19 protein-coding genes are annotated in these 19,178 nt (G+C 61.3%); 14 read left to right on the top strand and 5 right to left on the bottom strand.

The features are described 5' to 3' along the window. From GYA94_RS22005 to GYA94_RS21990, 4 genes are all read left to right on the top strand, one after another. Positions 1-864 (top strand): amino acid ABC transporter substrate-binding protein (locus GYA94_RS22005; protein ID WP_047149993.1); only part of this gene is annotated, 864 nt, incomplete at its 5' end. A gap of 67 nt (positions 865-931) precedes the next feature. Then, on the top strand, positions 932-2,110 hold the full coding sequence (locus GYA94_RS22000; RefSeq protein WP_029887285.1) for an amino acid ABC transporter permease: 1,179 nt from the start codon (positions 932-934) through the stop codon (positions 2,108-2,110). A gap of 10 nt (positions 2,111-2,120) precedes the next feature. Continuing rightward, a complete protein-coding gene (locus tag GYA94_RS21995; RefSeq protein ID WP_009684448.1) occupies positions 2,121-3,218 on the top strand; it encodes an amino acid ABC transporter permease in 1,098 nt (365 codons plus the stop codon). Positions 3,219-3,228: 10 nt separating this feature from the next. Beyond that, the gene (locus GYA94_RS21990) at positions 3,229-3,993 is read left to right on the top strand and encodes an amino acid ABC transporter ATP-binding protein (RefSeq protein WP_003251792.1); all 765 of its coding nucleotides are present in this window, start codon (positions 3,229-3,231) and stop codon (positions 3,991-3,993) included. Between the two features lie 31 nt (positions 3,994-4,024). On the opposite strand, the gene algW is transcribed toward GYA94_RS21990, so the two are convergent. Beyond that, positions 4,025-5,185: a Do family serine endopeptidase AlgW gene (gene algW, locus GYA94_RS21985; RefSeq protein WP_009684447.1), complete on the bottom strand. Its 1,161-nt coding sequence runs from the start codon at positions 5,183-5,185 to the stop codon at positions 4,025-4,027. Positions 5,186-5,353: 168 nt separating this feature from the next. On the opposite strand from algW, the gene GYA94_RS21980 reads away from it, so the two are divergent. The 4 genes from GYA94_RS21980 to cysN all read left to right on the top strand — a co-directional run bounded on the left by GYA94_RS21980 (position 5,354) and on the right by cysN (position 9,703). Then, complete coding sequence (locus tag GYA94_RS21980) at positions 5,354-6,112, top strand: Nif3-like dinuclear metal center hexameric protein (RefSeq protein WP_161893095.1); 759 nt, start codon at positions 5,354-5,356, stop codon at positions 6,110-6,112. Between the two features lie 273 nt (positions 6,113-6,385). Then, complete coding sequence (gene cysD / locus GYA94_RS21975) at positions 6,386-7,303, top strand: sulfate adenylyltransferase subunit CysD (RefSeq protein WP_009684445.1); 918 nt, start codon at positions 6,386-6,388, stop codon at positions 7,301-7,303. Positions 7,304-7,406: 103 nt separating this feature from the next. Continuing rightward, positions 7,407-7,748, top strand: coding sequence for a four helix bundle protein (locus GYA94_RS21970; protein WP_110675620.1), 342 nt, complete (start codon positions 7,407-7,409; stop codon positions 7,746-7,748). 53 nt (positions 7,749-7,801) lie between these two features. Next, positions 7,802-9,703, top strand: a complete 1,902-nt coding sequence (gene cysN / locus GYA94_RS21965) for a sulfate adenylyltransferase subunit CysN (RefSeq protein ID WP_009684444.1) — start codon at positions 7,802-7,804, stop codon at positions 9,701-9,703. A 96-nt stretch (positions 9,704-9,799) separates the two neighbouring features. Here cysN and GYA94_RS21960 read toward each other — a convergent pair whose 3' ends face one another. Continuing rightward, entirely contained in the window at positions 9,800-10,279 is a 480-nt protein-coding gene (locus GYA94_RS21960) for an Lrp/AsnC family transcriptional regulator (RefSeq protein ID WP_161893094.1), read from the bottom strand. Positions 10,280-10,406: 127 nt separating this feature from the next. Here GYA94_RS21960 and GYA94_RS21955 point away from each other — a divergent pair, with 127 nt between their 5' ends. Beyond that, the gene (locus tag GYA94_RS21955; RefSeq protein WP_161893093.1) at positions 10,407-11,603 is read left to right on the top strand and encodes a methionine gamma-lyase; all 1,197 of its coding nucleotides are present in this window, start codon (positions 10,407-10,409) and stop codon (positions 11,601-11,603) included. 229 nt (positions 11,604-11,832) lie between these two features. Here the strand turns inward: GYA94_RS21955 and GYA94_RS21950 are convergent, their stop codons facing one another. Further along, the gene (locus GYA94_RS21950; protein ID WP_009684440.1) at positions 11,833-12,270 is read right to left on the bottom strand and encodes a Z-ring associated ZapG family protein; all 438 of its coding nucleotides are present in this window, start codon (positions 12,268-12,270) and stop codon (positions 11,833-11,835) included. 135 nt (positions 12,271-12,405) lie between these two features. Between GYA94_RS21950 and GYA94_RS21945 the strand changes: the two genes are divergently transcribed. The 3 genes from GYA94_RS21945 to zapE all read left to right on the top strand — a co-directional run bounded on the left by GYA94_RS21945 (position 12,406) and on the right by zapE (position 15,595). Further along, positions 12,406-13,041 carry an alpha/beta hydrolase gene (locus GYA94_RS21945; RefSeq protein ID WP_054905345.1) on the top strand — a complete coding sequence of 212 codons (636 nt, stop codon included), beginning with the start codon at positions 12,406-12,408 and terminating at the stop codon, positions 13,039-13,041. A 25-nt stretch (positions 13,042-13,066) separates the two neighbouring features. Beyond that, positions 13,067-14,416 (top strand): tryptophan--tRNA ligase, encoded by a 1,350-nt coding sequence (locus GYA94_RS21940; protein WP_161893092.1) that lies wholly within the window; start codon positions 13,067-13,069, stop codon positions 14,414-14,416. 84 nt (positions 14,417-14,500) lie between these two features. After that, a complete protein-coding gene (gene zapE / locus GYA94_RS21935) occupies positions 14,501-15,595 on the top strand; it encodes a cell division protein ZapE (RefSeq protein WP_029886538.1) in 1,095 nt (364 codons plus the stop codon). Between the two features lie 120 nt (positions 15,596-15,715). Here the strand turns inward: zapE and GYA94_RS21930 are convergent, their stop codons facing one another. Both GYA94_RS21930 and GYA94_RS21925 read right to left on the bottom strand, forming a co-directional pair. Continuing rightward, positions 15,716-16,636 (bottom strand): GlxA family transcriptional regulator, encoded by a 921-nt coding sequence (locus GYA94_RS21930; RefSeq protein ID WP_172828420.1) that lies wholly within the window; start codon positions 16,634-16,636, stop codon positions 15,716-15,718. Between the two features lie 285 nt (positions 16,637-16,921). After that, on the bottom strand, positions 16,922-17,962 hold the full coding sequence (locus GYA94_RS21925) for an NADP(H)-dependent aldo-keto reductase (protein WP_110675628.1): 1,041 nt from the start codon (positions 17,960-17,962) through the stop codon (positions 16,922-16,924). A 258-nt stretch (positions 17,963-18,220) separates the two neighbouring features. On the opposite strand from GYA94_RS21925, the gene rplM reads away from it, so the two are divergent. Then, on the top strand, positions 18,221-18,649 hold the full coding sequence (gene rplM / locus GYA94_RS21920; RefSeq protein ID WP_003251819.1) for a 50S ribosomal protein L13: 429 nt from the start codon (positions 18,221-18,223) through the stop codon (positions 18,647-18,649). 14 nt (positions 18,650-18,663) lie between these two features. Then, on the top strand, positions 18,664-19,056 hold the full coding sequence (rpsI, locus tag GYA94_RS21915) for a 30S ribosomal protein S9 (RefSeq protein ID WP_003260797.1): 393 nt from the start codon (positions 18,664-18,666) through the stop codon (positions 19,054-19,056). The last annotated feature ends 122 nt before the right edge of the window (positions 19,057-19,178 follow it).

Here is a 19,178-nt window from a genome sequence, read left to right as displayed (position 1 = left end):
GGCAAGATCATCGGTATCGACGCCGATGTCTGCCGCGCCGTGGCCGCTGCCGTGTTCGGCGACGCCAACAAGGTCAAGTTCAGCCAGCTCAACGCCAAGGAACGCTTCACGGCCCTGCAATCGGGCGAAGTTGACGTGCTGTCGCGCAACACCACCTGGACCAGCTCGCGCGATGCCGGCATGGGCCTGGTGTTCACCGGTGTCACCTACTATGACGGCGTCGGTTTCCTGGTCAACAAGAAGCTCGGTGTTTCCAGTGCCAAGGAGCTCGATGGCGCGACCATCTGCATCCAGGCAGGGACTACCACCGAACTGAACGTCTCGGACTTCTTCCGGGCCAATGGCCTGAAGTACACCCCGATCACCTTCGATACCTCTGACGAAAGCGCCAAGTCGCTGGAGTCCGGCCGTTGCGATGTGTTGACGTCCGACAAGTCGCAGCTGTTTGCCCAGCGCTCCAAGCTGGCCGCACCGACCGAATATGTGGTGCTGCCGGAAACCATCTCCAAGGAGCCACTCGGCCCGGTGGTGCGCAAAGGCGACGAAGACTGGTTCAGTATCGTCAAGTGGACCCTGTTCGCCATGCTCAACGCCGAAGAGGCGGGCATCACCTCGAAGAACGTCGAGGCGGAAGCCAAAGCTACCAAGAACCCTGACGTGGCCCGCTTGCTGGGTGCGGACGGCGAGTACGGCAAGGACCTCAAGCTGCCCAAAGACTGGGTAGTGCAGATCGTCAAGCAAGTCGGCAACTACGGCGAAGTGTTCGAGAAGAACCTGGGCCAAGGTACCGACCTGAAGATCGACCGTGGCATGAACGCCCTGTGGAACAACGGCGGCATCCAGTACGCGCCACCTGTGCGCTGATGGCTGCACCCTGCGGCGGCATCCGGCCGCCGCAGGTTGTTCGAATCCCTATTTCCCGGGGCACTTCATGCAAAATCATATTGGCGCACAAAAGGGTTTATCCCTGAGCGATCCACGTGTGCGCGCGTGGCTGTTCCAGATTCTCACCATCGTTTTCGTGGTCGGTCTGGGCTGGTACCTGTTTCACAATACGCAAACCAACCTGCAACACCGGGGTATCACCTCGGGCTTCGACTTCCTCGATCGCAGTGCCGGCTTCGGCATCGCCCAGCACCTGATCCCCTATGTGGAATCGGACAGCTATGCACGGGTGTTCGTCATCGGCCTGCTCAACACCCTGCTGGTCACCTTCATTGGCGTCATCCTGGCGACCATCCTGGGTTTCATCATCGGTGTGGCACGCTTGTCGCCGAACTGGATGATCAACAAGCTGGCGACGGTGTACGTGGAGACCTTCCGCAACATCCCGCCGCTGCTGCAGATCCTGTTCTGGTACTTCGCCGTATTCCTGACCCTGCCGGGACCGCGGGGCAGCATCAACCTCAACGACCTGTTCTTCATCAGCAACCGTGGCCTGAACATGCCTGGTGCCTCCATGGCGGACGGTTTCTGGCCATTTGTCGCGGCGTTGGCGGTGGCGGTCGGGGCGGTCTGGCTGATGGTGCGCCTGGCCAACAAACGCTTTGACGAGACCGGTGTACCGTTCCACAAGTTCTGGGCCGCGCTGGCGCTGTTGCTGGTCATTCCAGGCCTGAGCGTGCTGCTGTTCGGCAGCCCGGTCACGTGGGAGGCACCGCAGCTCAAGGGCTTCAACTTCGTCGGTGGCTGGGTGCTGATCCCCGAACTGCTGGCGCTGACCCTGGCGCTGACGATCTATACCGCCGCCTTCATCGCCGAGATCGTGCGCTCGGGCATCCGTTCGGTCAGCCATGGCCAGACCGAGGCGGCGCGCTCGCTGGGGCTGCGCGAAGGGCCAACCTTGCGCAAGGTGATCATCCCCCAGGCCTTGCGGGTGATCATTCCGCCACTGACCAGCCAGTACCTGAACCTGGCGAAGAACTCGTCGCTGGCGGCCGGTATCGGCTACCCGGAGATGGTCTCGCTGTTCGCCGGTACCGTGCTCAACCAGACCGGCCAGGCCATCGAGGTGATCGCCATCACCATGAGTGTCTATCTCGCCATCAGCATCAGCATTTCGCTGCTGATGAACTGGTACAACAAGCGCATTGCGCTGATCGAGCGGTGAGGATACGCCTGTGAATGCCCATGTTTTCAAACCCGATATGCCGCCACCGGTGAAAACCGTCGGCGTACTCGCATGGATGCGTACCAACCTGTTCTCCAGCTGGTTGAACACCCTGTTGACCCTGTTTGCCCTCTACCTGATCTGGCTGATCGTGCCACCGCTGTTGCAGTGGGCACTGATCGACGCCAACTGGGTTGGCACCACCCGCGCCGACTGCACCAAGGACGGCGCCTGCTGGGTGTTCGTGCAGCAGCGCTTCGGCCAGTTCATGTACGGCTACTACCCCGTCGAGCTGCGCTGGCGGGTCGACCTGACGGTATGGCTGGCGGTGCTTGGCGCAGCGCCGTTGTTCATCAAGCGCTTCCCGCGCAAGGCCCTCTATGGCCTGGGCTTCCTGGTGCTTTACCCGCTGCTGGCCTACACCTTGTTGCACGGTGGCCTGCTGGGCCTGAGCAACGTGTCCACCAGCCAGTGGGGCGGGCTGATGCTGACCTTGGTGATCGCCACCGTGGGCATCGTCGGCGCCTTGCCCCTGGGCATTCTGCTGGCCTTGGGGCGGCGTTCGAGGATGCCGGCGGTGAAGGTGGTGTGCGTGACCTTCATCGAGTTCTGGCGCGGCGTGCCGCTGATCACCGTGCTGTTCATGTCTTCGGTGATGCTGCCGTTGTTCCTGCCTGAGGGCATGAGCTTCGACAAGCTGCTGCGGGCGATGATCGGCGTGATCCTGTTCCAGTCGGCCTATGTCGCCGAAGTGGTGCGCGGTGGCCTGCAAGCCATCCCCAAGGGCCAGTACGAAGCGGCGGCAGCCATGGGCCTGGGGTACTGGCGGGCGATGGGCCTGGTGATCCTGCCGCAGGCGCTCAAGCTGGTGATCCCTGGCATCGTCAACACCTTCATTGCCCTGTTCAAGGACACCAGCCTGGTGATCATCATCGGCCTGTTCGACCTGCTGAACAGTGTCAAGCAAGCCGCCGCCGACCCGGCCTGGCTGGGTATGGCTACCGAGGGCTACGTTTTCGCCGCCCTGGTGTTCTGGATTTTCTGTTTCGGTATGTCCCGCTACTCCATGCACCTGGAGCGCAAGCTGGACACTGGCCACAAGCGTTAGGAGTTTCGAAATGAGTGAAGCGATCAAGCAGCCTGCCGGCCCCGAAGGGATCATCCAGATGCAGGGTGTGAACAAGTGGTACGGTCAGTTCCATGTGCTCAAGGACATCAACCTCAATGTTCGCCAGGGCGAGCGTATCGTGCTGTGCGGGCCGTCCGGCTCGGGCAAGTCCACCACCATCCGTTGCCTCAACCGCCTGGAAGAGCACCAGCAGGGGCGCATCGTGGTCGATGGCGTGGAGCTGACCAACGACCTCAAGCAGATCGAGGCGATCCGCCGTGAAGTGGGCATGGTGTTCCAGCACTTCAACCTGTTCCCGCACCTGAGCATTCTGGAGAACTGCACCTTGGCGCCGATGTGGGTGCGCAAGATGCCGCGCCGCAAGGCCGAAGAGATTGCCATGCATTACCTGGAGCGGGTACGTATCCCGGAACAGGCGCACAAGTACCCGGGGCAGTTGTCTGGTGGCCAGCAGCAGCGCGTGGCGATTGCCCGGGCGTTGTGCATGAAGCCGAAAATCATGCTGTTCGACGAACCCACTTCGGCCCTGGACCCGGAGATGGTCAAGGAAGTGCTCGATACCATGGTGGGTCTGGCCGAAGATGGCATGACCATGCTCTGCGTGACCCACGAGATGGGCTTTGCCCGCACCGTGGCCAACCGGGTGATCTTCATGGATAAAGGTGAAATCGTCGAGCAGGCGGCACCGGATGACTTCTTCGACCGGCCACGCAGCGACCGGACCAAGTTGTTCCTCAGCCAGATCCTGCATTGATACAGCCGGGGCCGCAAAGCGGCCCCGATGTTTACTTCTCTTCTTGTGGGGCAGCGGGTGCCGGTGGCGGCCGCAGCCCCACCTCAGCTACCAGTTTGAGCTGCTGCCCGTTACGCATCACCTCGATGGTGATCTTTTCGTTCGGTTTGATCCGCGCCACCTGGTTCATCGACTTGCGCCCGTCACCTGCCGGTTCGCCGTTGATGCTCAAGATCACGTCACCCAGCTGCAGCCCGGCCTTGGCCGCCGGCCCTTCGCGGAAGATGCCTGCAACCACGATGCCTGGGCGGTCCTTCATGCCGAACGACTCGGCCAGTTCCTGGCTCAGTGGCTGCACTTCGATACCCAGCCAGCCGCGGATCACCTGGCCATGCTCGACAATCGACTTCATCACCTCCAGTGCCAGCTTGACCGGGATGGCGAAGCCAATGCCCTGCGAGCCACCAGACTTGGAGAAAATGGCCGTGTTGATGCCGACCAGGTTGCCGTTGGCATCGACCAGCGCACCACCGGAGTTGCCCGGGTTGATCGCGGCGTCGGTCTGGATGAAGTCTTCGTAGTTGTTCAGGCCCAACTGGTTGCGGCCGGTGGCGCTGATGATGCCCATGGTCACGGTCTGGCCAACGCCGAACGGGTTGCCGATGGCCAGCGTCACGTCACCGATATGGATGGTGTCGGAGCGGCCGATGGTGATGGCGGGCAGGTTCTTCAGGTCGATCTTCAATACCGCCAGGTCGGTCTCCGGGTCGCTGCCAATGACCCGGGCCAGGGTCTCGCGGCCATCCTTCAAGGCCACCACGATCTGGTCGGCGCCACTGGTGACGTGGTTGTTGGTCAGCAGATAGCCCTCGGGGCTCATGATCACTGCCGAGCCCAGGCTCGATTCCCAGCGGCGCTGCTTGGGCAGGTTGTCGCCGAAGAAGCGGCGGAACTGCGGGTCTTCGAACAGCGGGTGGGCGCTCTTGTTGACCACCTTGGTGGTGTACAGGTTGACCACCGCCGGGGCCGCGAGGGTCACGGCGTCGGCGTATGACACCGGGCCCTGCATGATCTTCGTGGTCTGCGGTGCCTGCTGCAGGTTGACGTCCTGGCTGGGCAGGCCGACCCATTCCGGAAACCGCTGGATGATCAGCACGGCGATCAATACGCCGGTAAGCAGTGGCCAGCCAAAGTAACGCAAAGCCTTGAACATGAACGAGTCCTGAAAAGAGCGGGAGCCAGTGGCCGCGCGGTGGGGCATGAGCGCGCGCGATCATACACCGGTTCCCCCAGTGCCGGCGACGGCCCATAATGGCCGGCATTATACGGGCGTTCCCTGTGCGTTGCGCCTGGGGAGTGTGCAGTTTTTGAGGAGATTTTCATGGCCGTCGCGCTAAACACCCTGGTTGAAGAAGCCGAGCGTTACCTGGGCAGCGCCAGGATCCAGGACTACTGCCCCAATGGCCTGCAGGTCGAAGGCCGGCCGCAGGTCAGCCGTATCGTCAGCGGTGTCACCGCCAGCCAGGCGTTGCTGGATGCCGCGGTCGAGGCCGAAGCCGACCTGGTGCTGGTGCACCACGGCTACTTCTGGAAGGGCGAAAACCCCTGCATCACCGGCATCCGCCAGCGCCGCCTGAAAACCTTGCTGAACAACGACATCAGCCTGCTGGCATTCCACTTGCCGCTGGATGTACACCCTGAGGTGGGCAACAACGTGCAGCTGGCGCGGCAACTGGAGATTACCGTCGAAGGGCCGCTTGACCCGGAGAACCCCAAGGTGGTCGGGCTGGTGGGTTCGTTGGCCGAACCGATGACCGCCCGCGATTTTGCCCGGCGCGTGCAGGAGGTGCTGAGGCGTGAGCCGCTGCTGGTCGAAGGCGACGAAATGATCCGCCGGGTCGGCTGGTGCACCGGGGGCGGGCAGGGCTATATCGACACGGCGATTGCCGCCGGGGTAGACCTGTACCTGACGGGCGAGGCGTCGGAGCAGACCTACCACAGTGCGCGGGAGAATGGCGTCAGCTTCATCGCCGCAGGGCACCATGCCACCGAGCGGTATGGGGTGCAGGCGCTGGGTGATTACCTGGCGCGGCGGTTTGCCGTGGAACACTTGTTCATCGATTGCCCGAACCCGATCTGACCTGACTGGCCCCTTCGCGGGCACGCCCGCTCCCACAGGGGGGCGCGCATTTCTTGAGTTCAGCGCCAAACGAGTGGGAGCGGGCGTGCCCGCGAAGGGCTGCAAAGCAGCCCCAGTAACGCTTAATTGAGCAGGCATTAGCCTAACCCCCAGTCATATCGTTAGACTTTTTCGATCTAGCTGGCCGCCTAAATAGAAGCAGCCGCTGTGATACAGTGATCCGCTCGAACACGGCCCGCAGGCCGTCCATAAGATCGTTTTTCGTGAGTAGCCATGGTCGACAAACTGACGCACTTGAAACAGCTGGAGGCGGAAAGCATCCACATCATCCGCGAGGTGGCCGCCGAGTTCGACAACCCGGTGATGCTGTACTCGATCGGCAAGGATTCCGCCGTGATGCTGCACCTGGCGCGCAAGGCCTTTTTCCCGGGCAAGCTGCCGTTCCCGGTCATGCACGTCGACACCCAGTGGAAATTCCAGGAGATGTACAGGTTCCGCGACAAGATGGTCGAGGAAATGGGCCTGGAGCTGATCACCCACGTCAACCCCGAGGGTGTGGCGCAGGGCATCAACCCGTTCACCCATGGCAGCTCCAAGCACACCGACATCATGAAGACCCAGGGCCTGAAACAGGCGCTGGACAAGCATGGTTTCGACGCCGCCTTCGGTGGTGCTCGCCGCGACGAAGAGAAGTCGCGGGCCAAGGAGCGTGTGTACTCGTTCCGTGACAGCAAGCACCGCTGGGACCCGAAGAACCAGCGCCCCGAGCTGTGGAACGTGTACAACGGCAAGGTCAACAAAGGTGAGTCGATCCGCGTCTTCCCGCTGTCGAACTGGACCGAACTGGACATCTGGCAGTACATCTACCTCGAAGGCATCCCGATCGTGCCGCTGTACTTCGCTGCCGAGCGTGAAGTCATCGAGAAGAACGGCACCCTGATCATGATCGACGACGAGCGCATCCTCGAACACCTCTCCGAGGAAGAGAAAGCCCGCATCGTCAAGAAGAAGGTGCGTTTCCGTACCCTCGGCTGCTACCCGCTCACGGGCGCTGTCGAGTCGGAGGCCGAAACGCTCACCGACATCATTCAGGAAATGCTCCTGACGCGCACTTCCGAGCGCCAGGGCCGGGTCATCGACCACGATGGCGCCGGTTCGATGGAAGACAAGAAACGTCAGGGCTATTTCTAAGCTTCAAGTTACAAGCGGCAAGCTGCAAGACAGAAGCGGAGCGAGTAGTTTCTGATTTTTGTGGACTGCCGCCTGCATTGCGGGCGCACAGGGAGTGCCTGCAGTGGGTTTTGAGAAGTTGCTGGTTTGGCAGAGAAGTAAAAATTTAGCCGTCGCGATATATCGGGCATTTGCTGGGTGTCGGGATTTTGGATTCAGGTCCCAAATCACTCGAGCAGCCGTTTCAGTCCCCTCCAATATCGCTGAGGGAATGGAGCGCAGAGGAATGCGGGAGAAGGCATGGTTCCTGAGCGTGGCGAAGGCTTCCTGCGCAGAACTGCGGACCCAACTGATCATCGCCGGTGAAATTGGTTATTTGCCTGCCGAGTTGGCCAACGACTGGATAACTGAAACCCGTGAGCTATCCAGAATGCTTGCTGGGTTGATCAACAAAATTTCTAACTAGCTGTACGCCGACAAGCTTGCTGCTTGAAGCTTACAGCTTGGAGCTTGAATGCAATGAGTCATCAATCCGATCTGATCAGCGAGGACATCCTCGCCTACCTGGCTCAGCACGAGCGTAAAGAACTGCTGCGTTTCCTCACCTGCGGCAACGTGGATGACGGCAAGAGCACCCTGATCGGGCGCCTGTTGCACGACTCCAAGATGATCTACGAGGACCACCTCGAGGCCATCACCCGCGATTCGAAAAAGTCTGGCACCACCGGCGAAGAGGTCGACCTGGCGCTGCTGGTAGACGGCCTGCAGGCCGAGCGTGAGCAGGGCATCACCATCGATGTCGCCTACCGCTATTTCTCCACCGCCAAGCGCAAGTTCATCATCGCCGACACCCCGGGCCACGAGCAGTACACCCGCAACATGGCCACCGGTGCATCCACCTGTGACCTGGCGATCATCCTGGTCGATGCCCGCTATGGCGTGCAGACCCAGACCCGCCGCCACAGCTACATCGCGTCGCTGCTGGGCATCAAGCACATCGTGGTCGCGGTCAACAAGATGGACCTGAAGGGCTTCGATGAAGGCGTCTTCGAGGCCATCAAGGCGGACTACCTGAAGTTCGCCGAAGCCATCAACCTGACCCCGAGCAGCCTGCACTTCGTGCCGATGTCGGCGCTCAAGGGTGACAACGTGGTCAACCACAGCGAGCAATCGCCGTGGTACACCGGCCCGACCCTGATGGAAATCCTCGAAACCGTCGAAGTGTCGGCTGACCGCAATTTCACCGACCTGCGTTTCCCGGTGCAGTACGTCAACCGGCCGAACCTGAACTTCCGCGGTTTTGCCGGCACCCTCGCCAGCGGCGTGGTGCACAAGGGCGACGAAATTGTCGTGCTGCCGTCGGGCAAGAGCAGCCGGGTCAAGTCCATCGTCACCTATGAAGGTGAACTGGAAAGCGCCGGCCCAGGCCAGGCCGTGACCCTGACCATGGAAGATGAGATCGACATCTCCCGTGGCGACCTGCTGGTGCATGCCGACAACGTGCCACCGGTCACTGACCAATTCGATGCCATGCTGGTGTGGATGGCCGAAGAGCCGATGCTCCCGGGCAAAAAGTACGACATCAAGCGCGCCACCAGCTACGTGCCGGGCTCGATTGCCAGCATCACCCACAAGGTTGATGTGAACACCCTCGAGAAGGACGCCGCCAGCGCCCTGCAGCTGAACGAGATTGGCCGCGTCAAGGTATCCCTGGACAGCGCCATTGCCCTGGACGGTTACGACAGCAACCGCACAACCGGTGCGTTCATCGTCATCGACCGCCTCACCAACGGCACCGTCGGCGCAGGCATGATCATCGCCCAGCCAGTCTTGCCGCATGGCAGCACCGGCCAGCATGGCAAGCAGGCCCACGTGTCTACCGAGGAGCGCGCCCTGCGTTTCGGTCAGCAGCCAGCCACCGTGCTGTTCAGTGGCCTTTCTGGCGCCGGCAAGAGCACCCTGGCCTATGCCGTTGAGCGCAAGCTGTTCGACATGGGCCGTGCAGTGTACGTGCTCGACGGGCAGAACCTGCGCCATGACCTGAACAAGGGCCTGCCGCAGGACCGCGCTGGCCGCACCGAAAACTGGCGCCGTGCCGCCCATGTGGCGCGCCAGTTCAACGAAGCCGGCATGCTGACCCTGGCAGCGTTCGTGGCCCCGGATGCCGAAGGCCGCGAACAGGCCAAGGCGCTGATCGGCAAGGATCGCCTGGTGACGGTTTACGTCCAGGCGTCCCCACTGGTTTGCCGCGAGCGTGACCCACAGGGCCTGTACGCTGCCGGTGGCGACAACATCCCGGGTGAAAGCTTCCCGTTCGATGTGCCACTGGATGCCGACCTGGTGATCGACACCCAGGCCACCAGCGTGGACGAAGGCGTTAAACAGGTGTTGGACGTACTGCGTCAGCGTGGTGCGATCTAAGCGCTGGCCTGCACTACCAAAAACCCCGCTTCGGCGGGGTTTTTTTGTGCAGGTTGTCTCACGCCTGGTGATGCGCCAGGGGGGCGTGCTTGCCGTTCAGATGTGGTGTTCCGATAGAGGAATTACCCGGCGCTCCTTCACCGCCTTGTACGAAAAACTCGAATAGATCTCCTTCACCCCCGGCAACCGCTGCAGCACCTCGCGGGTGAATTCGCCGAACGATTCCAGGTCCCTCGCCAGAATCTCCAGCAGAAAGTCGTAGCGCCCAGAGATGTTGTGACAGGCGACGATTTCGGGAATTTCCATCAGCCGCTGCTCGAACGCCAGGGCCATGTCCTTGGTGTGCGAGTCCATCATGATGCTGACAAAAGCAGTGACGCCGAAGCCCAGTGACTTGGGCGAGAGCACGGCCTGGTAACCGGTGATGTAGCCGTTGTCCTCCAGCAGTTTGACGCGGCGCCAGCAGGGCGAGGTGGTCAGTGCCACCTGGTCGGCGAGTTCGGCAACGGTGAGGCGGGCGTTGTCCTGCAGGGCGGCCAGCAAGGCGCGGTCGGTGCGATCGAGGCTCGAAGGCATGTTTTGCCCTCCTGCTTGTTTGATTGTTGTTTTCTTTCCACCAAGTAGGCCGCTGTGTGGGCTACTTTGGAAAAATTCGGGCAGCTCGGTGGCATAAGCTTATAGCAAACCACAAGAGGCTGTTGCCATGCGCGACTCCCATAACAACACCGGTTTTTCCACGCGAGCCATCCACCACGGCTACGACCCGCTGTCCCATAGTGGCGCGCTGGTGCCGCCGGTTTTCCAGACCGCCACCTATGCTTTTCCCACTGTTGAACACGGCGCAGCGTGCTTTGCCGGGGACGTGGCAGGGCATTTCTACAGCCGCATCTCCAACCCCACATTGGCGCTGCTGGAGGAGCGCATGGCTTCGCTGGAGGGTGGTGAGGCAGGCTTGGCGCTGGCGTCGGGGATGGGCGCGATTACCTCGACAATCTGGACCCTGCTGCGCCCCGGCGACGAACTGATCGTGGGGCATACCTTGTATGGGTGCACCTTTGCGTTTCTGCATCACGGCATTGGCCAGTTCGGGGTGAAGGTCCGTCACGTCGACCTCAATGACGCCAAGGCTTTAAGGGCGTCCATCACCCGCAAGACACGCATGATCTACTTTGAAACGCCAGCCAACCCCAACATGCAGCTGGTGGATATCGCGGCGGTCGCCGAGGTGGCCCACGGGCATGGATTGCATATCGTGGTCGACAACACCTATTGCACGCCCTACCTGCAGCGGCCACTGGCGTTGGGGGCGGACCTGGTGGTGCATTCAGCGACCAAGTACCTCAGTGGCCATGGTGATATCACCGCGGGGTTGGTAGTGGGGCGCAAGGCGCTGGTCGACCGCATTCGTCTGGAAGGGCTGAAGGACATGACCGGGGCGGTGCTGTCTCCGCATGACGCGGCTTTATTGATGCGCGGGATCAAGACCCTTGCACTGCGCATGGACCGCCACTGCGCCAACGCACTGGAGGTAGCGCAGTTCCTGGCTCGGCAGCCTCAGGTCGAGCTTATCCACTACCCGGGCTTGCCATCGTTCGCCCAATACGAGCTGGCGCAGCGGCAGATGCGTTTGCCGGGCGGGATGATTGCTTTTGAGCTCAAGGGTGGCATCGAGGCCGGGCGCAGGTTCATGAACGCACTGCAGCTGTTTGCCCGGGCGGTGAGCCTGGGGGATGCCGAATCGTTGGCGCAGCACCCGGCGAGCATGACCCATTCCAGCTATACGCCAGAGGAGCGGGCGCATCACGGGATCTCGGAGGGGTTGGTGCGCTTATCGGTGGGGTTGGAGGATGTGGAAGACCTGCTGGCGGATGTCGAGCAGGCATTGCAGGCTTGCAGCTAGGTTGTTGGGGCTGGCCGTTCCATAGAGCAGTACATAACTTATTGATTTAGCAGGGGCCTGTGGGAGCGGGCGTGCCCGCGAAGAATCCAGCGCGGTGGCTCGCACCCCCTACCTCTGTGCTCGCGGGCACGCCCGCTCCCACAGATATTGCGCAGATTTCAAATGCTTCGGCGTACCTGGGCTGCCCACAAAAAAGGCCTCTCACGAGGCCTTCTTCATGTTCAGCGAATCAACGCTTGAGCCCGTAGCTCTCGTCGAGCATGCCCGGGGAATTCGGCACTTTTGGCGCATAATCGCGCGGCACTTCGGCAGTGTCCTTCGGTGGGGTCAGGCGATCACGGGGGCCATGCGCACCTTCGGAGTGCAGGGCGGCCAGCAGGCGCTGGCGGGTCAGTTCGTCCAGCGCCAGGGTGTTGGCACCGTCGGCCAGGTGGTCCTGGACATCCTGGTAGCTCTGGGTCAGCTTCTTGACCAGTACTGCAGTGCTGTTGAAGTGGGTAACCACTTCGTTCTGGTAGTTGTCGAAGCGTTTCTGCATTTCATCCAGCTGGCGCTGCGTGCTGCTGGGCGCGGCATTGGGCAGCAGGCGAGCCACGACGAAACCGACGACCACGCCAATGACCAGGGCCAAGGTCGGCAACAACCAAACAAGGAGCGAGAGTTCCACGAGTCCTTCCTCTATAAACGGCTTTGCTTTACGTTAACGGCTCAGACCTGCGCTGTATACCGCGAGCGATCGCAAATCAGAACAGAATTCCTCACCTAGACGAAACGACCCACCCCGAGGTCACGGAGTAGTGCCTTGCTTGTCCGCGAAACCCCCTTGTTCATCGATGGCCCCAGTGGCCAGTTGGAAGCCTTGTACCTGGACGTGGCCGATGCCCGCGGCGCGGTGCTCATCTGCCACCCCAACCCGGTTCAGGGCGGCACCATGCTCAACAAGGTGGTCTCGACCCTGCAGCGCACCGCCCGTGACGCCGGCTATGTGACCCTGCGGTTCAACTACCGGGGCGTTGGGCAGAGCGCTGGCAGCCACGACATGGGCGCAGGCGAAGTGGCCGATGCCGAGGCTGCTGCGGCCTGGCTGCGCGATAAGCACCCGCAATTGCCGCTGGTGCTGATGGGCTTCTCGTTCGGCGGCTTCGTTGCCACCAGCCTGGCTGGCCGCTTGGAGGCGGGCGGGGTGAGCCTGCAGCACTTGTTCATGATTGCCCCAGCGGTAATGCGCCTGACCGACGAATTCCCCCTGCCACAGCAATGCCCGATCACCGTGGTGCAGCCGGAGGCCGATGAAGTGGTCGCGCCGCAGCTGGTTTACGATTGGTCCGACAGCCTGTCGCGCCCCCATGAGCTGCTGAAAGTGGCAGAATGCGGACACTTCTTTCATGGCAAGCTGACCGATCTCAAGGATCTGCTGCTGCCGCGCCTTTCGAACTGAGCCAAGCCTGAATAAGCGAACACCCATGACCACGCGCATTCTCACCGGTATCACCACCACCGGCACTCCGCACCTGGGCAACTACGCCGGCGCCATCCGCCCGGCGATCCGTGCCAGCCAGCAGCCCGGTGTCGACTCGTTCTATTTCCTGGCCGACTATCACGCGCTGATCAAGTGCGACGACCCGCTGCGCATCCAGCGCTCGCGCCTGGAAATCGCCGCCACCTGGCTGGCCGGTGGCCTGGACGCCGACAAGGTGACCTTCTACCGCCAGTCCGATATTCCGGAAATCCCCGAATTGACCTGGTTGCTGACCTGCGTTGCAGCCAAAGGCCTGCTCAACCGTGCACATGCCTACAAAGCCTCGGTGGACAAGAACGTGGAAGCCGGTGAAGACCCGGATGCCGGCGTGACCATGGGCTTGTTCAGCTACCCGGTGCTGATGGCGGCCGACATCCTGATGTTCAATGCCAACAAGGTGCCGGTGGGCCGCGACCAGATCCAGCACGTGGAAATGGCCCGGGACATCGGTCAGCGTTTCAACCACCTGTTCGGCCAAGGCAAGGACTTCTTCGCCCTGCCAGAGGCGGTGATCGAAGAAAGCGTGGCGACCCTGCCGGGCCTGGACGGGCGCAAGATGTCCAAGAGCTACGACAACACCATTCCGTTGTTCACCAGCGCCAAGGACATGAAAGACGCCATCTCGCGCATCGTGACCGATTCGCGTGCGCCTGGCGAAGCCAAGGACCCGGACACTTCGCACCTGTTCACCCTCTACCAGGCCTTCGCCACGCCAGAACAGTGCGCCGGGTTCCGCGACGAGTTGTTGCAGGGCCTGGGCTGGGGCGATGCCAAGCAGCGCCTGTTCCAGTTGCTGGACGGTCAGTTGGCGGAAAAACGCGAGCACTACCACCAGCTGATCGCGCGCCCGGCCGACCTTGAGGATATCCTGCTGGCGGGGGCCGCCAAGGCCCGCAAGATTGCCACCCCGTTCCTGGAGCAACTGCGCGAGGCGGTTGGCCTGCGCTCGTTCCGCAGCAGCGTGCAAACCAGTACCGAAGTGAAGAAAAAGGCCGCCAAGAGCGCGCGTTTCGTCAGCTTCCGTGATGAGGACGGCAGCTTCCGCTTCCGCCTGCTGGCCGCCGACGGTGAGCAACTGCTGTTGTCGCGCAGCTTTGCCGACGGCAAGAGTGCAGGTGCGGTGAGCAAGCAACTGCAGCAGGGTGCTGAGGCCGATGTGCGTGTGCAGGGCCTGGGTTTCGGCTTGTGGCTCAACGGTGAACAGGTTGCCGACGGGCCGCAGTTCGCCAGCGCAGAAGCGCGGGATGCAGCCATTCGAAGCCTGCACGAAGCCCTGGCCCCACAACAGGACTGAGGCAATTCGCCGCAACTCCAATTGCCATAAAGCGGGCCGGTCGCTACAGTGACGGCCCGTTTTTTGTTGCCTCGCTAACGAATCATGACTCCCTTAGAACGCTATCAAGCAGATCTGAAACGTCCCGACTTCTTCCATGACGCGGCGCAGGAAACTGCTGTGCGTCACCTGCAGCGCCTGTACGACGACCTGGTACAGGCGCAGAACAACAAGCCGGGGGTATTCGGCAAGCTGTTCGGCAAGAAGGAGCAGACCCCGGTCAAGGGCCTGTACTTCTGGGGTGGAGTAGGGCGGGGCAAGACCTACCTGGTCGATACCTTCTACGAGGCGCTGCCGTTCAAGCAGAAAATGCGCACCCACTTCCACCGCTTCATGAAGCGTGTGCACGAGGAAATGAAGACCCTCAAGGGTGAGAAGAACCCGCTGACCATCATTGCCAAGCGCTTCAGCGAAGAGGCCAAGGTGATCTGCTTCGACGAGTTCTTCGTCTCGGACATTACCGATGCGATGATCCTCGGCACCTTGATGGAAGAGCTGTTCAAGAACGGTGTGTCGCTGGTGGCCACCTCCAACATCGTGCCCGACGGCCTGTACAAGGACGGCCTGCAGCGCGCGCGTTTCCTGCCGGCCATCGCCATGATCAAGCAGTACACCGACGTGGTGAACGTCGACAGCGGCGTGGACTACCGCCTGCGTCATCTGGAGCAGGCCGAACTGTTCCACTACCCGCTCAATGAGGCAGCGCACGAAAGCATGCGTGCCAGCTTCAAGGCGCTGACCCCGGAATGCACCCAGGCGGTCGAAAATGACGTGCTGATGATCGAGAACCGCCCGATCAATGCCTTGCGTACGTGCGACGACGTTGCCTGGTTCGACTTCCGGGCATTGTGCGACGGGCCGCGTAGCCAGAACGACTACATCGAGCTGGGCAAGATCTTCCACGCGGTGCTGCTGAGCAATGTAGAGCAGATGGGGGTGACCACCGATGATATCGCGCGGCGTTTCATCAACATGGTGGACGAGTTCTACGACCGCAATGTCAAGCTGATCATCTCGGCCGAGGTGGAGCTAAAAGACCTGTACACCGGTGGGCGCCTGAGCTTCGAGTTCCAGCGTACCCTGAGCCGCTTGCTGGAGATGCAGTCGCACGAGTTCCTGTCTCGGGCGCACAAGCCCTGAGATCAGCGGCAAGCTTCTAGCTGCAAGCCTCAAGAAAAAGCCGGAGCAGGCCACGAGCTGCTCCGGCTTTTTGCTTTGTCTTGTAGCTTGCAGCTAGAAACTTGCCGCTGCTGGAAGCCCTCAAGCCTCCTGCATGAACTGCTGCCGGTACTGGTTCGGCGACAACTCGGTATGCTGGCGGAACAGCCGCGCAAAGAAGCTGGCATCGTCGTAACCGACCTCGTAACTGATGGTCTTGATGCTCTTGCGCGTGCTCGACAACAACCCCTTGGCCGTTTCGATCCGCAGCCGTTGCAGGTAGTGCAGCGGCTTGTCGCCGGTCGCCCCCTGGAACCGGCGCATGAAGTTGCGGATGCTCATGCCGTGGTTGCGGGCCACATCCTCGAAGCGGAACTTGTCCGCGAAGTGCTCTTCCAGCCAGTGCTGGATCTGCAGGATGATCAGGTCCTGATGCAGCTTCTGCCCGCCAAACCCCATGCGCCCCGGCGTGTAGTTGCGCTGCACTTCGTAGAGGATGTCGCGCGACACCGCACGGGCCACATTGGCCCCGCAGAAACGCTCGATCAGATAGATGTACAGGTCACAGGCCGAAGTGGCGCCGCCAGCGCAATAGATGTTGTCGGCGTCGGTCAGGTGCTTGTCCTGGTTCAGGCGGATCTTCGGAAAGCGCTCGGCGAAGCTGCTGAAGAAGCGCCAGTAGGTGGTCGCCTCCTTGCCGTCGAGCAGGCCACTTTCGGCCAGCCAGAACACGCCACTGGCCTCGGCGCACAGCACCGCGCCGCGGGCGTGCTGGTTACGCAGCCACGGCAGCACCTGTGGGTAGCGTTGCAGCAGGTTGTCGAAGTCGTCCCAGTAGGCTGGCAGGATGATGACATCGGCGTCATCCAGGCCGCCGTCGACCGGTAGCTGAACATTGCTGAAGCTGTCCACGGGCAGGCCATCGGGGCTCACCAGACGGATCTCGAACATGGGCTGCAAGCCCAGGCCCAGCTGCTTGCCGTAGCGCAGGCTGGCGAGGTGGAAGAAGTCCTTGGCCTGCATCAAGGTCGAAGCGAACACCTTGTCAATGGCCAGGATGCTGACGCGCCGCAGCGACGCGGGGGGTTGGGTAAACATCATTGTCATTGTTCTTATAGGGTAGAGTGGTCAATCACCGGCTGGATCGTCTTATTTTTTTGGTCGAGCTGCAAGCTTCAAGCTTCAAGCTTCAAGCTGCAAGATAAAGCAGGTCAGCATGCGGACCGCTCTGTCTTGTAGCTTGTAGCTTGCAGCTTGCAGCTTGTAGCTTGCAGCTTGCAGCTTGCAGCTTGCAGCTTGCAGCTCTGATCAAGGTGCCGGGTTCGGCTGCGCCTGGTGAATGGCTTCGATCGCCGCCAGCAGCTCGTCGCTCAGGTGCAGCTCGGCGCTGGCCAGGTTGCTGTCCAGTTGCTCCAGGCTGGTAGCGCCAATGATGTTGCTGGTCACGAACGGCTGGCCCGTCACGAACGCCAGGGCCATCTGTGCCGGGTCCAGGCCGTGTTCGCGGGCCAGCTGCACGTAGCGGCTGCAGGCGGCCACGGTCTGCGGGTTGGAGTAGCGGGCAAAGCGGCTGAACAGGGTCAGGCGGGCGTTTTCCGGCCGAGCGCCGTTCTCGTACTTGCCCGACAGCATGCCGAATGCCAGCGGCGAGTACGCCAGCAAACCGCATTGCTCGCGAATGGCGACTTCCGCCAGGCCCACCTCGAAGCTGCGGTTGAGCAGGTTGTACGGGTTCTGGATCGACACCGCCCGTGGCCAGCCCCGGCTTTCGGCCAGTTGCAGGAATTTCATGGTGCCCCACGGCGTTTCGTTGGACAGGCCAACATGACGGATCTTGCCCGCCCGTACCTGGTCGTCCAGCACTTCCAGCGTTTCTTCCAGCGGCGTGAAGTGATCGTGCGGCAGGTGCTGGTAGCCCAGTTTGCCGAAGAAGTTGGTGCTGCGTTCCGGCCAGTGCAGCTGGTACAGGTCGATGCGATCGGTCTGCAGGCGCTTGAGGCTCTCGTCCAGCGCCGCGACGATGTGCTGGCGGTTGTGCTTGAGCTGGCCATCGCGGATGTGGCTGATGCCGTTGCCGGGGCCGGCAACCTTGCTGGCCAGCACCCAGTCATCCCGGTCACCGTTGGCCCTGAACCAGTTGCCGATGATGCGCTCGGTTGCGGCGTAGGTTTCCGCACGTGGCGGCACCGGGTACATTTCGGCCGTGTCGATGAAGTTGATCCCCGCGGCCTTGGCCCGGGCAATTTGGCCGAAAGCCTCTTCCTGGTCGTTCTGCTCGCCCCAGGTCATGGTGCCCAGGCACAGGGCGCTGACGTTGAGGTCGGTTCGGCCGAGCTGGCGGTATTCCATCGGGTAAACACTCCTTGGCAATGGAAGCTCATCAAAGCAGGTTGAAATTTTTCGCGCAATCTGGATAATTCAGCCCCTCTCCGCGTGGCGGAAGTGATGCACCATCACGCAGGAAGAACCCCGTCGAATATTGGCGTGCCCGACCCGAGCCCCCAAAAGCGTCAGTGTTCGGCTGCGCGCTTGCCCTTGGCAAGCTGTGCACTATCCAGTAAGATTCGCCGTCTATTTTTCGCTGGGCGGCCTCTGAGGCTTTAGAGAATGAAAACTTTTACTGCTAAACCGGAAACAGTAAAGCGCGAGTGGTTCGTAGTCGACGCCGCTGGCCAGACCCTGGGTCGTCTGGCTACCGAAATCGCTACCCGTCTGCGTGGCAAACACAAACCAGAATACACCCCTCACGTTGACACCGGCGACTACATCGTCGTTATCAACGCTGAACAGGTTCGTGTGACTGGTGCCAAGTCTTCCGACAAGATGTACTACTCCCACTCCGGTTTCCCGGGCGGTATCAAGGAAATCAACTTCGAGAAGTTGATCGCCAAGGCCCCTGAGCGTGTTATCGAAACCGCGGTCAAAGGCATGCTGCCTAAGAACCCGCTGGGTCGCGACATGTACCGTAAGCTGAAAGTGTACGCGGGTGCTGCTCACCCACACACTGCTCAGCAGCCTCAAGAACTGAAGATCTAACGGGATAGTTCATTATGTCGGCGACTCAAAATTACGGCACTGGCCGTCGCAAGACCGCAACCGCTCGCGTATTCCTGCGTCCGGGTACTGGTAACATCTCCATCAACAACCGTTCTCTGGACGTGTTCTTCGGTCGCGAAACCGCTCGCATGGTTGTTCGTCAGCCGCTCGAGCTGACCGAAACCGTTGAGAAGTTCGACATCTACGTCACCGTTTCCGGTGGTGGTGTCAGCGGTCAGGCCGGTGCGATCCGTCACGGTATCACCCGCGCTCTGATGGAATACGACGAAACCCTGCGTGGCGCTCTGCGTCGTGCTGGCTACGTCACCCGCGACGCTCGTGAAGTCGAGCGTAAGAAAGTGGGTCTGCGTAAAGCGCGTAAGCGTCCTCAGTACTCCAAGCGTTAATACCGCTTCGGCAGTCGAAAAGAGCCCGGTTCCTTGGAACCGGGCTTTTTTTTTGCCTTGAACTAACCTGTCAGCATGTCTGTGGCCGCTCGTCGCATAGACGCAGATCAAGCAAAGCGCTG

This window comes from Pseudomonas juntendi (assembly GCF_009932375.1).
GTDB classification, from domain to species: domain Bacteria; phylum Pseudomonadota; class Gammaproteobacteria; order Pseudomonadales; family Pseudomonadaceae; genus Aquipseudomonas; species Aquipseudomonas juntendi.
Note: the sequence above shows the minus strand (reverse complement) of the source record. Positions and strands in the feature narration are given on the sequence as shown.

Excerpts from the sequence above, each read along its gene's own strand:
- GYA94_RS22000 (WP_029887285.1), top strand. The coding sequence starts at position 932 with ATGCAAAATCATATTGGCGCACAAAAGGGTTTATCCCTGAGCGATCCA.
- GYA94_RS21990 (WP_003251792.1), top strand. The coding sequence starts at position 3,229 with ATGAGTGAAGCGATCAAGCAGCCTGCCGGCCCCGAAGGGATCATCCAG.
- algW (WP_009684447.1), bottom strand. The coding sequence starts at position 5,185 with ATGTTCAAGGCTTTGCGTTACTTTGGCTGGCCACTGCTTACCGGCGTA.
- GYA94_RS21980 (WP_161893095.1), top strand. The coding sequence starts at position 5,354 with ATGGCCGTCGCGCTAAACACCCTGGTTGAAGAAGCCGAGCGTTACCTG.
- cysD (WP_009684445.1), top strand. The coding sequence starts at position 6,386 with ATGGTCGACAAACTGACGCACTTGAAACAGCTGGAGGCGGAAAGCATC.
- cysN (WP_009684444.1), top strand. The coding sequence starts at position 7,802 with ATGAGTCATCAATCCGATCTGATCAGCGAGGACATCCTCGCCTACCTG.
- GYA94_RS21960 (WP_161893094.1), bottom strand. The coding sequence starts at position 10,279 with ATGCCTTCGAGCCTCGATCGCACCGACCGCGCCTTGCTGGCCGCCCTG.
- GYA94_RS21955 (WP_161893093.1), top strand. The coding sequence starts at position 10,407 with ATGCGCGACTCCCATAACAACACCGGTTTTTCCACGCGAGCCATCCAC.
- GYA94_RS21940 (WP_161893092.1), top strand. The coding sequence starts at position 13,067 with ATGACCACGCGCATTCTCACCGGTATCACCACCACCGGCACTCCGCAC.
- zapE (WP_029886538.1), top strand. The coding sequence starts at position 14,501 with ATGACTCCCTTAGAACGCTATCAAGCAGATCTGAAACGTCCCGACTTC.
- GYA94_RS21930 (WP_172828420.1), bottom strand. The coding sequence starts at position 16,636 with ATGCAGGCCAAGGACTTCTTCCACCTCGCCAGCCTGCGCTACGGCAAG.
- GYA94_RS21925 (WP_110675628.1), bottom strand. The coding sequence starts at position 17,962 with ATGGAATACCGCCAGCTCGGCCGAACCGACCTCAACGTCAGCGCCCTG.
- rplM (WP_003251819.1), top strand. The coding sequence starts at position 18,221 with ATGAAAACTTTTACTGCTAAACCGGAAACAGTAAAGCGCGAGTGGTTC.
- rpsI (WP_003260797.1), top strand. The coding sequence starts at position 18,664 with ATGTCGGCGACTCAAAATTACGGCACTGGCCGTCGCAAGACCGCAACC.